10 protein-coding genes are annotated in these 11993 nt (G+C 67.0%); 6 read left to right on the top strand and 4 right to left on the bottom strand.

What is annotated here, in order from left to right:
- Positions 1–287: 287 nt before the first annotated feature.
- Positions 288–1736, bottom strand: a complete 1449-nt coding sequence (locus VI08_RS19060; protein ID WP_084621622.1) for a PQQ-dependent sugar dehydrogenase — start codon at positions 1734–1736, stop codon at positions 288–290.
- A 3-nt stretch (positions 1737–1739) separates the two neighbouring features.
- The gene (locus tag VI08_RS19055) at positions 1740–2357 is read right to left on the bottom strand and encodes a TetR/AcrR family transcriptional regulator (protein WP_052698065.1); all 618 of its coding nucleotides are present in this window, start codon (positions 2355–2357) and stop codon (positions 1740–1742) included.
- A gap of 219 nt (positions 2358–2576) precedes the next feature.
- Between VI08_RS19055 and VI08_RS19050 the strand changes: the two genes are divergently transcribed.
- The 4 genes from VI08_RS19050 to VI08_RS19035 are packed head-to-tail and all read left to right on the top strand — an operon-like array spanning position 2577 to position 9551.
- On the top strand, positions 2577–3659 hold the full coding sequence (locus VI08_RS19050) for an efflux RND transporter periplasmic adaptor subunit (RefSeq protein WP_045831219.1): 1083 nt from the start codon (positions 2577–2579) through the stop codon (positions 3657–3659).
- A gap of 2 nt (positions 3660–3661) precedes the next feature.
- Entirely contained in the window at positions 3662–6814 is a 3153-nt protein-coding gene (locus VI08_RS19045) for an efflux RND transporter permease subunit (protein ID WP_045831218.1), read from the top strand.
- Positions 6815–6819: 5 nt separating this feature from the next.
- Positions 6820–8244 carry an efflux transporter outer membrane subunit gene (locus VI08_RS19040; protein ID WP_045831223.1) on the top strand — a complete coding sequence of 475 codons (1425 nt, stop codon included), beginning with the start codon at positions 6820–6822 and terminating at the stop codon, positions 8242–8244.
- Positions 8244–9551, top strand: coding sequence for an NAD(P)/FAD-dependent oxidoreductase (locus VI08_RS19035; protein WP_045831217.1), 1308 nt, complete (start codon positions 8244–8246; stop codon positions 9549–9551). The genes VI08_RS19040 and VI08_RS19035 overlap by 1 nt, the downstream gene beginning before the upstream one ends.
- Positions 9552–9560: 9 nt before the next feature.
- Here VI08_RS19035 and VI08_RS19030 read toward each other — a convergent pair whose 3' ends face one another.
- Complete coding sequence (locus VI08_RS19030; RefSeq protein ID WP_045831216.1) at positions 9561–10208, bottom strand: DsbA family oxidoreductase; 648 nt, start codon at positions 10206–10208, stop codon at positions 9561–9563.
- Positions 10209–10328: 120 nt separating this feature from the next.
- Between VI08_RS19030 and VI08_RS19025 the strand changes: the two genes are divergently transcribed.
- Both VI08_RS19025 and VI08_RS19020 read left to right on the top strand, forming a co-directional pair.
- Positions 10329–10655, top strand: a complete 327-nt coding sequence (locus VI08_RS19025; RefSeq protein ID WP_084621621.1) for a hypothetical protein — start codon at positions 10329–10331, stop codon at positions 10653–10655.
- 16 nt (positions 10656–10671) lie between these two features.
- On the top strand, positions 10672–11100 hold the full coding sequence (locus VI08_RS19020; RefSeq protein ID WP_045831215.1) for an EF-hand domain-containing protein: 429 nt from the start codon (positions 10672–10674) through the stop codon (positions 11098–11100).
- A gap of 83 nt (positions 11101–11183) precedes the next feature.
- Here the strand turns inward: VI08_RS19020 and VI08_RS19015 are convergent, their stop codons facing one another.
- Positions 11184–11918 (bottom strand): SDR family NAD(P)-dependent oxidoreductase, encoded by a 735-nt coding sequence (locus tag VI08_RS19015; RefSeq protein ID WP_045831214.1) that lies wholly within the window; start codon positions 11916–11918, stop codon positions 11184–11186.
- Positions 11919–11993: the final 75 nt, after the last annotated feature.

Here is an 11993-nt window from a genome sequence, read left to right as displayed (position 1 = left end):
AAGAGTCCTTGGTGCCCACCCTCGAGGCGAGTTCCGCACAAGAGAGCGGCCGTAGGCCCGTAGGAGCGCACACCCGTGCGCGAATGAAGAACACGGCGGCGCAGCCGCAGCCTTGAACGCGAGGGTGGGCACCAAGGGCTCTTCGCCTCAACCCCGCACGCCATAGGCGGCGAACGCCGCTAAGACATGCATTCGCGACAGCGGATGAACCGGTGAGAAGGGCATCGCCAGCAAGCTGGCTCCCACAAGCAAGCTGGCTCCAACAAATGATATTGGCACCGCCCGCGTTAGTGCTTGGCGCGCGCCGCGTCGAGGTAGGTGGCGATGCGCTGCTGCTCTGCCGGCGTGATGGTCGAGTTCGGCGGCATGCCGCGATCGGGAATGCCACGCACCATCAAAGCCTCCAGCGACGCGTCGTCCGTCACGTAAACAAACTTCCTGTCCACCAGGTTGGGGCCGGAGCCCCCTCGCAAGTCGGGCCCGTGGCACGCGGCGCAATGCGTCGCGATCGCCACCAGCGCCGGATCGGTGGGCGCCGCCTTCGCCGCGATCTTGCGCGGTTCGATCGCGGGGTAAGCACCCTTCGGTGCCGACGCCGGCACCACGCGCACGATCAGGTCATCGTCCTTGCGCGGCTGGCCTTCGGCGGGATCCCACTGCGACGTGCTGAAGTACAGGTAGCCTTCGGGGCTTTCGATGATGGCGCGGATACGCCCGAAGCCGCGCGTGAACAACCGCCGCGGGTTCGACAGCGTGGTGCCATCACGATCGAACACCAGGATGCCCTCCCCGCGCAACAGCGCCACGAGCAGTTTGCCGCGCAGCTCGGGGAATGCGTTGCCGTGGTAGAGGATGGCCTTGCCCGGCGCCACCGACGGCGTGAATTCGAACAGGGGCGACTGCAGGCCCTCTTTCGTGGCGGCGTGGTCGATCGTCGGCCAGCCGTAGTTCGCGCCTTTGGCGATGAGGTTGATCTCGTCGCCCCCGTTCGGGCCGTGCTCGCTTTCGAACAGCGTCCCCGTGGCATCGTCGAACGCCAGGCCCTGGGGATTGCGATGACCGTAGCTCCACACTTCCGGCCGCGCGCCTGGCGTATGCACGAACGGGTTATCGGCGGGAACGCTGCCATCCGGGTTGATGCGCAGCACCTTGCCGTTGAATTCGCTTAGCTGCTGCGCCTTCGGTGGCTGGTCGGCGTCGCCCGTGGTGATGTAGAGCTTGCGATCGGGGCCGAAGACCAGGCGCGAGCCCGTGTGGTTCGTGGCGGCGGGGATGCCATCGACAAGCACGCGCGGCTGCACCAGCTTGCGATCGGCGAGCACGAAGCGCACGACGCGCAGCTGGAACGCGCGCTCGCCCTCGTTCGATTCGCTATCGCCCGCGACGTGGTCGTAGGCGAGGTAGACGTAATGGTTGCGGGCGAACGCGGGGTCGAGCGCAAGGCCGAGCATGCCCATCTTGTTGCCCTGGGCCACGGGCACCTGCAACGCGGGCGCAGTGTCGTGGCCGGGGCCGAGCAGGCGCACGTGGCCGTCGCGCTCGGTGAAGATGAGCGTGCCATCGGGCAGGAACGCCAGTTCCCACGGCACGCGGAGGTCGAAGGCGACGCGCTCGAAGCGATGCGGCGTGGCGAGCGCCATGTCGGGCACGCTGGCGATGGATTGCGTCGCGGCCGGCGCGGTTTGCAGCCAACCGATACCCAAGGCCAGCGCGGCCGCCCTCATCGCTCGCTTCATCGCCTACCCCCGCGGTGGCTCCAGCAGGAAACGGATGACGTCGCACAGCATGCCCGTCATCGCGTCCACGTCCAGGTCGGGATTCATCTGCGCGCGAAGCGGCAAGCCGTTGATCATCAGCGCGATGAAATCGACCCGGTTCAGTACATCGGCCGAGCTTAGACCAGCGGGCATGCCTACGTCCTCGATGAGCCGCACGAAGCGGTCGGTGATCCCCTTGTCCATGCGGTGGATGATCTGGGCCACCGCGCGGTTGCGCGAGGCTTCGGCGGCCAGTTCGAGCGAGAGCGCCGTGTTGGCCGGGTTGGTGCCGCGGGCCACCACCTCGGGTATGCGACGAACGAGGCGCGTCGCCACGTCACCCCCCTGGGTATCGGCCTGGAAGCTGTCCAGCAGCTCGAGGTTCTCGTGCTCCTGGCGCTCGGCGATCGCCTCGACGATGGCTTCCTTGCTTTCAAAGTAGTGGTAGATGTGCCCCGGGCTCATGCCCGAGGTGCGCGAGATGCGCGAGATGGAGCTGCTGTGGATGCCCTCCTGGCGGAAGCACTCCGTGGCGGCGTCCAGCACCTGGCGCCTGCGCGCTTCGCCTTTCGGGGTCTCGCGCCTGGTCGTGTTGGCCATGGAACTCTCCTGCGCCTTTCTAGAATGATTATTCAATCTAGAAGGTAACGGAGCACGGCCCCTCTATGCAACACACCCCGCTTGCCCGCCTGCACCAACGGTTCAGGCGCCCGCCAAGGCCGTCCCTTCGTAATTTATAGAATGTTCATTCTATTTAGTCCAATCGTTCTAGAATGATTACTCAATCTATAAACCAGCCCCGCCACCGGAGGTCGTGCCATGCAAGCTGCCCGCTCCTTTTCCCTCGCCGCCGCCGCGGCACTCGGCCTCGCCGGCTGCGGCGGGCGGGACGCCCCGCCCCCTGCGCCACCTGCCGCCAACGTAGGCGTGGTGACACTGAAGGCCCAGGACGTCGCCCTTTCCACGGAACTGCCGGGCCGCACCGCGCCCCATCTCATATCGGAGGTGCGCCCGCAGGTGAACGGCATCATCCTTCGCCGCCAGTTCGATGAAGGTGCCGAGGTGAAGGCCGGCCAGGTGCTGTACCAGATCGACCCGGCGCCGTACCGCGCCGTGCTGGCCCGCGCCGACGCCGCCGCGGGCGCCGCGAAACTCCTGGCAGATCGCTACGACCGCCTTATCCAGGGCCAGGCGATCAGCCAGCAGGCACGTGACGACGCCCGCGCCCAATACCTGCAGGCGAAGGCGGCCGCCGACGCCGCGCGCATCGACGTGGGCTTTACCCGTATCACGGCCCCGATCGACGGGCGCATCGGGCGCTCCGCGGTGACCCAGGGCGCGCTGGTCACCTCCGGCCAGCCGCAGCCCATGGCCACCATCCAGCAGCTCGACCCCATCTTTGTCGACATCACGCAACCCTCCACCGCCATCCTCGCGCTCAAGCAGGACCTTGCCAGCGGCAAGCTCAAGGCCGCCGGCGATGGGCAGGCCGAGGTAGCGCTGAAACTCGAGAACGGCCGCGCCTACCCCTTGAAGGGCACGCTGAAATTCTCCGAAGTGAACGTGGACCAGGGCACCGGCGCCGTGACGCTGCGCGCCGTGTTCCCTAACCCCGACGGCCTGCTGATGCCGGGCATGTTCGTGCAGGCCGAACTGCACGAAGGCGTGCGCGGCGGTGCGCTGCTGGTGCCGCAGAAGGGGATCACGCGCGATACCAGCGGCCAGGCGATCGCCATGGTGGTGGATGCGGCCGGCAAGGCCGAGGTGCGCAAGGTCACCACCGAACGCAGCATCGGCAACCAGTGGCTGGTGACCGATGGGCTGCGGGCCGGCGACAAGCTGATCGTGGACGGGCTGCAGCAGGTGCGCCCGGGCATGCCCGTGAAGGTCAAGGAGGGCTGACCATGGCACGTTTCTTCATCGACCGGCCCATCTTCGCGTGGGTCATCGCGATCGTGATCATGCTCGCCGGCGTGCTGGCGATCAAGGCATTGCCGATCAACCAATACCCCAACATCGCCGCGCCGGCCGTGCAGGTCTCCGGCACCTACCCGGGCGCCTCGGCCCAGACCGTGCAGGACACGGTGGTGCAGGTCGTGGAGCAGCAGCTCAACGGCCTGGACGGGCTGCGCTACATCAAGTCCGAGGGCAACTCGGATGGCAGCTTCGCCATCACGGTGACCTTCGACCAGGGCACCGACCCGGATATCGCCCAGGTGCAGGTGCAGAACAAGCTCTCGCTCGCCACGCCGTTGTTGCCACAGGAAGTGCAGCAGCAAGGCATCCGCGTGGCCAAGTACCAGATCAACTTCATGCTGGTCGTGGGCCTGATCTCGAAAGACGGCCAGATGAACGCGAACCAGTTGGGTGATTACATCGCCTCGAACCTGCAGGATCCGCTGTCGCGCACCAAGGGCGTCGGTGATTTCCAGTTCATGGGCACGCAGAACGCCATGCGCATCTGGCTCGACCCGGCGAAGCTCAACAACTTCGGCCTCACGCCGGTGGACGTGACCCGCGCCATCCAGGCGCAGAACGTGCAGGTGTCGTCCGGCCAGCTGGGCGGGTTGCCCACCGTGGATAACGTGCAGCTCAGCGCCACCGTCATCGGCAAGACCCGTTTCCAGACCCCCGACCAGTTCGAGAAGATACTGCTCAAGGCCAACCCCGATGGCTCGCAGGTGCGCCTGCGCGACGTCGCAACGGTGAACCTGGGTGGCGAGAACTTCTCCATCGCTGCCAAGTACGGCACCGACAAGCCGGCCGCCGCCATCGCTCTGCGCCTGGCCGCGGGCGCCAACGCGCTCGAATCCATCGAAGCCGTGCGCGCCACGCTGAAGGGCCTGGAGCACAACCTGCCCGCCGGCGTCGAGATCGTGTACCCGTACGACACCGCCCCGGTCATCAGCACGTCGATCGACGGTGTGGTGCACACGCTGCTCGAGGCCATCGTGCTCGTGTTCCTGGTGATGTTCCTGTTCCTGCAGAACTGGCGCGCCACGCTGATCCCCACGCTGGCCGTGCCGGTCGTGTTGCTGGGCACGTTCGCGGTCATCTCCGCGTTCGGCTTCACCATCAACATCCTCACCATGTTCGGCCTGGTGCTGGCGATCGGCCTCTTGGTGGATGACGCCATCGTCGTGGTCGAGAACGTCGAACGCCTCATGGCGGAAGAAGGCCTGTCACCGCTGGAGGCCACGCGCAAATCGATGACGCAGATCACCGGCGCCCTCGTCGGCATCGGCCTCGTGCTGTCGGCCGTGTTCCTGCCCATGGCGTTCTTCGGTGGCTCCACCGGCGTCATCTACCGCCAGTTCTCCATCACCATCGTCGCGGCCATGGGCCTGTCGGTGCTTGTCGCCATCATCTTTACCCCGGCCCTGTGCGCCACCCTGCTGAAGCCGCTGGACAAGGGGCACGGCCACGCGAAGAAGGGCTTCTTCGGCTGGTTCAACCGCCGGTTCGACCGGGCCACGGATAGCTACAAAGGCGGCGTCACGCGCTTCGTCGGCGCACGCAAGCGTGGCCTGGCCGCGTTCCTCGTCATCGTGGGTTCGCTGGCCGTGCTGTTCCCGATGATCCCCACCTCGTTCCTGCCCGATGAAGACCAGGGCAACCTGTTCGTGCAGGTGCAGCTGCCGCCGAACGCCAGCGCGCAGCAGACCAAGGACGTGCTTAACCAGGTCGCCCAGTACTACGAGAAAGACCAGGGTGAATCGGTTGAATCGGTGCTGACCGTCTCCGGCTTCAGCTTCGCCGGCCGCGGCCAGGCCTCGGGCATGGCCTTCATCAAGCTCAAGCCCTGGGACGAGCGCAAGCTCAGCGTGTTCGAGGTGGCGAAGCAATCGATGGGCCGCTTCGCCCAGATCAAGGAAGCGCAGGTGATCGCGTTCCCGCCGCCGTCGGTGATGGAACTGGGTAACGCCACGGGCTTCAACTTCTTCCTCGAAGATCGTGGCGGCGTGGGCCATGAACGCCTCATGCAGGCCCGCGACCAGCTGCTGGTGAAGGCCGCGCAGGATCCGGGCCTGGCCATGGTCCGCCCGAACGGCATGAACGACGAGCCGCAGTTCCAGATCCTCATCGATGACGAAAAGGTGCAGCGCCTGGGCCTGTCGCTGGCCGACGTCAACACCACCATGTCGGCCGCCTGGGGCTCCGCGTACGTCAACGACTTCCTCGACCGCGGCCGCGTGAAGCGCGTGTTCGTGCAGGGCGAGGCCGCGTCCCGCGTCGCCGCCGAGGACTTCGGCAAGTGGTTCGTCCGCAACGCCGACGGCCAGATGGTGTCGTTCGACGCCTTCGCCACCGGCAAGTGGGTGCACGGTTCGCCGCGCCTGGAGCGCTACAACGGCGTGCCCGCCGTGGAGATACTTGGTGCCCCGGCGCCGGGCGAAAGCTCCGGCGATGCCATGGCGAAGATCGAGGCCATCGCGAAGGACCTGCCCGATGGCGTCAACCTGAGCTGGACAGGCCTTTCGTATGAGGAGCGCCTCTCGGGCGACCAGGCCCCTGCCCTCTATGCGCTGTCGCTGCTCATCGTGTTCCTGTGCCTGGCGGCGTTGTACGAGAGCTGGTCGATCCCCGCCGCCGTCATGCTCGTGGTGCCGCTCGGCGTCATCGGCACGGTGCTGGCGACCATGGGCCGTGGCCTCGGCAACGACGTGTTCTTCCAGGTCGGCCTGCTCACCACCATCGGCCTCTCGGCGAAGAACGCCATCCTGATCGTCGAGTTCGCCCGCGACCTGGTGGAGAAACATGGCAAGCCCATCGTGGAAGCCGCGATCGAAGCGGCCCGCCTGCGCCTGCGCCCGATCATCATGACCTCGCTGGCCTTCACCGCGGGCGTGATCCCGCTGGCCATCGCGAGCGGTGCCAGCGCGGGCAGCAAGCATGCGATCGGCACCGGCGTGATCGGCGGCATGGTGACCGCCACGGTGCTCGCCATCTTCTTCGTCCCCTTGTTCTTCGTTGTCGTCATGTCCCTGTCGAAGCGCCGCAAGGCCAAGCAGAACGCCGAGCAGCCGCGCATCGCCCATGAAGGAGAAACCCCGTGAAACTCATGACATCGCTCATGGGCGCGGCCATCGCGCTCGCCCTCGGCGGGTGCGCGAGCATGGCACCCCACTACGAACGCCCGGCCACCCCGGTGGCCGATACCTACCCCGGTGCGAAGGCCGAACAAGCGGCCAACACGAACGCCGTGCCCGCCGCCGAGCTGTCCTGGCGCGCGCTGTTCGCCGACGAGAAGCTCAAGCAGGTAGTGCAGCGTTCGCTCGACAACAACCGTGACCTGCGCATCGCCGCCTTGCGCGTCGAGCAGGCGCAGGCCCAGCACCGCATCCAGCGGTCGGCGTTGTTCCCGTCCGTCGGGGCCAGTGCCGCGGAAGTGGCGCAGCGCAGCCCCGACAGCCTGTCGATGCCGGGCCAGCCCAACGTGATGAAGGCCTACTCCGCCAGCGTCGGCATCAACGCCTACGAGCTCGACCTGTTCGGCCGCGTGCGCAGCCTCAACGAGGAGGCCTTGCAGGCCTACCTCGCCACCGGCGAAGCGCAGCGCAGCGTACATATGGGCCTGGTCGCGCAGGTGGCCGCCACGTACATGGCCATGGCCGCCGATGGCTCGCTCGAAGCGCTGGCGAAGCAAACGCTGGAAAGCCGCGAGCGTGCGTACGACATCCAGAAACAGCGCCAGGACGTGGGCGCCTCGTCCGCCCTGGAACTGCGCCAGGCCGAGGCGGAGCGCGAAGACGCCCGTGCCCAGTGGCTGGACGCGAGCAAGCAGCTGGAACTCGACCGTAACGCCCTCGACCTGCTCGTGGGTAGCAAGGTGCCGGACGAGCTGCTGCCGAAGCCGGGCTCGCTCGGCGACATGCTGGCGGTCGATACACTCCCTGCCGGCCTGCCTTCCCGCCTGCTACAGGATCGCCCCGACATCCTCGCCGCCGAACACCAGCTGCAAGGGGCGAACGCGAACATCGGTGCCGCGCGTGCCGCGTTCTTCCCGAGCATCAGCCTCACGGCCAGCGCGGGTACCGCGAGCAACGAGCTCTCGGGCCTGTTCGAAGGGGGCGGCAGCACGTGGTCGTTCATCCCCGTCATCAACATCCCGATCTTCAACGGCGGCCGCCTGAAAGCACAGCTCGACGTCTCGAAGGTCCGCAAGGAGATCGCCGTGGCGGAGTACGAACGCACTATCCAGGTGGCCTTCCGCGAAGTGGCCGATGAACTCGCCACGCGGCGCGTGGTGGCCGAGCAGGAAAGCGCGCGCCGCAAGCAGGCGGATGCCGCCGAGGCGGCGCGCCGCATGGTGACAAGCCGCTACAGCGAGGGTGTGGTGGGTTACCTCGAGGTGCTCGATGCGCAGCGCACCGCTTACACCGCGCAGCAGACCGTCATCGCGGCCGAACTCGCCCGCCAGGTGAACGTGGTGAGCCTGTACAAGGCCCTGGGCGGTGGCTGGGACAACCTCGCGGAGGTGGAGTGATGGGAAACGACAATGTCCTCGAAGGCGACGTCGTCATCGTCGGTGGTGGCGTCGCGGGCCTGGAGCTCGCGACCACGCTGGGCCGCCGCTCGCGGCGTGGCCGTGGCGTGGGCAAGGTGCTGCTGGTCGATGCGGATTCCGCACACGTGTGGAAACCCATGCTGCACACCATCGCCGCCGGCACGCGCGACCTTGCCCAGCACCAGACGCCCTACCTTGCCCAGGCCCGCGATGCCGGCTTCACCTACGTGCCTGGCGGCCTCGCGGGCCTCGACCGCGAACGCCAGGAAATCACCGTGGCGCCGCTCGAGGGTCCCTCGGGCCAGGTGCTGCTGCCAGCGCGACGCGTCCGCTACCGCGCGCTGGTACTCGCGATCGGCAGCCAGGCCAACGACTTCGGCGTGCCAGGCGCGCAGGCGCATGGCATGCGCATCGATTCGCGACGCGACGCGGACACGTTCGCCCGTACCCTCCGTGAACGGATGTTGCAGTGCCTGGCCGACGGCAGCGACCTGCCCATCGCGATCATCGGCGGCGGGGCCACCGGCGTCGAGCTCGCGGCCGAGCTGGTGAAGCTCCGTGACATCGCGGCATCGTACGGTTCCGAGGCCCTGCGCTCGCGCATCAGCCTCACGCTGGTGGAAAGTGGCACACGCCTGCTCGCGGCATTCCCCGAAGACGTGGGCCATGCCACCCGCGGGAAACTCGAATCGCTGGGCATCCAGGTGATGACGGGCCAGCGCGCCGTGGCCATCGAGCGCGATGGCATCGCCCTGAAGGACGGTGGCTGGGTACGTGCCACGCTCAAGGTGTGGGCCGCCGGCGTGAAGGCACCGGCGGTGCTCAACGGCCTGGACGACCTCGAAACCAATGCCGCCAGCCAGCTCATCGTGGGCCGTTCGCTGCAGACGACGCGCGATGCGCGGATCTTCGCCGTGGGCGATTGCTCCAGCCTCTCGCTCAACGGGCACAAGCCGCTGCCACCCACGGCGCAGGTCGCACACCAACAAGCCGCGCACCTGGCGAAGCATCTACCCGCGTTCCTTGCGCGTGCCCACGCGATCCCGCCGTTCGCTTACCACGACTTCGGCGCGCTGGTGTCGCTCGCGGAATACGATGCGTTCGGCTCGCTGGGGCGAACCGGGCTACTGAAGGGCCTGACCCTGCGCGGCCGGCTTGCGCGCTACAGCCATGAAATGCTCTACCGCGGCCACCAGGCGCGCCTGCATGGCCCGGTGAAGGGCACGCTGCTGTGGTGCATCGATGCCCTCAACGCGAAAGTGAGGGCACCGGCACGGATGGACTAAGGCGGGGGCCTAGCTTTCCGCCGCCATGGCCCGCAACTGCCGCTCGAATTCCTCGGGCGGCTGGCCGCCGGAGATGAGCCAGCGCTCGTTGACGACCACGGCCGGCACGCCGGTGATGCCGCGGCTCTGCCAAAGCTGCTCGTCCTCGCGCACCGCGGCGGCGTAGCGGTCGGAATCAAGCACCGCGCGGGCCTCGGTGCCATCCAGCCCGACCTCTTCGGCGGCCTTCACCAGCGCATCGTGGTTGGCCACGTCGGCCTGGTCGGTGAAGTTCAGGGCGAGCAGGCGCTGCTTCAGCGCGAGCTGCCTGCCGCTGGCCGCCGCCCACGCGATGAGGCGGTGGGCATCGAAGGTGTTGTAGATGCGGCTGTCGTCCGAGGTGTTCATGGTGAAGCCCACGGCCGCCGCGCGCTCCCTGATACGTTCGCGGTTCGCGCGCACTTCATCGGCCGGCATGCGGTACTTCGCCGTGATGTGCTCCAGCGAGTTCTCGCCGCCTGCCTGCATGCCGGGGTTGAGTTCGAACGGATGGAAGGTGATGTCGGCATCCACTTCGCCCTGCAGGTTTTGCAGGGCGCGCTCGAGGCCACCGAGGCCGATGGCGCACCACGGGCACGCGACATCGGAGACGAAATCGATCTTCAGGGTCTTTGGCATGGGACTGAACCGTAAGGGAATAGGCCGATGATACGCCTGGCCAGGACGCAATGTTGAGGCAATGTCGTGCCCCGACCATCTGTCACGCACCGCCAGCACGGCGGGCCGCAAGAGGCAACGATGACGATGACGATCAAGACGACGATACGATTGGCCGCGTACGGCGCCATGGCGCTGGGGCTGCTGTTCAGCAGCGCGCAGCCGGCCGAAGCCCGCGACAAAATGAGCCGCAAGGAGAAGAACACGCTGATCGGCGTGGGCATTGGCGCGCTCGGTGGTGCCCTGCTTTCCAAGGGCGATATGTGGGGCACGATCGCCGGCGCCGCCGCGGGTGGCGCCATCGGCAACGTCACCACCAAGAACCGGCGCGATCGCCACGACGACCGCCACGACCACTGGGATAACGACCGTTACCGCGATCGCGACCGCCGCGACTGGGACCGCTGACACCATGAGGCCACCGATGACTATCCGCACCCTTGTGCTGGGCGGCGCGCTGCTTTGCCTGCCCGCGCTGGCGTTCGCCGACACCACGCCCGCCGTGAAGGCACCGCCGAAACTACCCACCGCCGACGAATTGTCGAAAGCCGAGGCGAACATCGCCGATGCCGCCTTCGCGAAGATCGACGCCAACGGCGACGGCCAACTGAGCAAGGCCGAATTCACCACGTACATGAACTCGCGCCTTGCCCAGCAGCGCGCCGAGATCGACACGGCGTTCAAGGCGCTGGATACCAACAAGGACGGCAAGGTCAGCAAGGAAGAAGCCGACGCCGTCCCCGCTTTGGCGGAACACTTCACCGAGCTGGACTTCAACCACGATGGTTCGCTCAGCCAGACCGAGATGACCATCGCGGCGCGCGCCGCGCAGATCATGGAAGCGAAGAAGTAACGCGCCGCCACCGTGTCGCGCCGGAAGGCCTCCACCCCCAACCTTCCGGCACTTCAGGCACCCGGTCTCCCCCGGGTGCTTTTTTATATCGCCGTCGTACCACCATCGACCGCGAGGTCCACGCCGTTGACGTACGACGACTCGTCCGACGCGAGGAACAACGCCGCCGAGGCGATTTCTTCCGGCCGGCCCATCTTGCCGCGCGGGATCATCGACTCGAACTGCCTGATCTGTTCCGCGTCGAACAGCTGCTCCTGGATCGGCGTCTGCACCTGGCCCGGGCTAAGCACGTTGACGCGGATGCGGCGGTCCTTCAGCTCGTTCAGCCACGTGCGCGCGAACGAGCGCAGCGCGGCCTTGCTGGCCGAGTACACGCCGAACGTGGGCCAGCCTTTTACCGAGGCCACCGAGCCGTTCATGATGATCGAGCCGCCATCGTTGAACAGCGGCAGCGCTTTCTGCACGGCGAACAGCGTGCCGCGGGTATTGAGGCCGAACACGGCGTCGAAATGCTCGGGCGTCACCTCGCCGATCGGCGCCGACTCGCCCGAACCTGCGCTGGCGAACAAGACGTCCACGCGGCCCTTCTCGCGCTTCACCGTGGCGAACAGCCGGTCGAGGTCATCGAGGTTGGCGGCATCGCCCTGCACCCCGGTGACGTTGCGGCCGATGGTTTTCACCGCCTCGTCCAGCGCCGCCTGGCGCCGGCCGGTGATGAACACATACGCGCCCTCTTCCACGAAGCGCTGCGCGGTGGCCAGGGCCATGCCGCTCGTACCACCCGTGATGACCGCGATCTTGCCTTCAAGCTTTCCCATGACGAATCCTCTATGATTAACGGAACAGTGCTCCATCTAGTTAATGGGAGCAGTGCTCCGTTTGTCAAGAGGTAC

It is taken from the genome of Luteibacter yeojuensis (assembly GCF_000964085.1).
GTDB classification, from domain to species: domain Bacteria; phylum Pseudomonadota; class Gammaproteobacteria; order Xanthomonadales; family Rhodanobacteraceae; genus Luteibacter; species Luteibacter yeojuensis_A.
The sequence above is the reverse complement of the archived record's forward strand: the minus strand, read 5'-3'. Positions and strand labels throughout refer to the sequence as shown.

Excerpts from the sequence above, each read along its gene's own strand:
- VI08_RS19050 (WP_045831219.1), top strand. The coding sequence starts at position 2,577 with ATGCAAGCTGCCCGCTCCTTTTCCCTCGCCGCCGCCGCGGCACTCGGC.
- VI08_RS19045 (WP_045831218.1), top strand. The coding sequence starts at position 3,662 with ATGGCACGTTTCTTCATCGACCGGCCCATCTTCGCGTGGGTCATCGCG.
- VI08_RS19060 (WP_084621622.1), bottom strand. The coding sequence starts at position 1,736 with ATGAAGCGAGCGATGAGGGCGGCCGCGCTGGCCTTGGGTATCGGTTGG.
- VI08_RS19020 (WP_045831215.1), top strand. The coding sequence starts at position 10,672 with ATGACTATCCGCACCCTTGTGCTGGGCGGCGCGCTGCTTTGCCTGCCC.
- VI08_RS19040 (WP_045831223.1), top strand. The coding sequence starts at position 6,820 with ATGACATCGCTCATGGGCGCGGCCATCGCGCTCGCCCTCGGCGGGTGC.
- VI08_RS19025 (WP_084621621.1), top strand. The coding sequence starts at position 10,329 with ATGACGATGACGATCAAGACGACGATACGATTGGCCGCGTACGGCGCC.
- VI08_RS19055 (WP_052698065.1), bottom strand. The coding sequence starts at position 2,357 with ATGGCCAACACGACCAGGCGCGAGACCCCGAAAGGCGAAGCGCGCAGG.
- VI08_RS19030 (WP_045831216.1), bottom strand. The coding sequence starts at position 10,208 with ATGCCAAAGACCCTGAAGATCGATTTCGTCTCCGATGTCGCGTGCCCG.
- VI08_RS19035 (WP_045831217.1), top strand. The coding sequence starts at position 8,244 with ATGGGAAACGACAATGTCCTCGAAGGCGACGTCGTCATCGTCGGTGGT.
- VI08_RS19015 (WP_045831214.1), bottom strand. The coding sequence starts at position 11,918 with ATGGGAAAGCTTGAAGGCAAGATCGCGGTCATCACGGGTGGTACGAGC.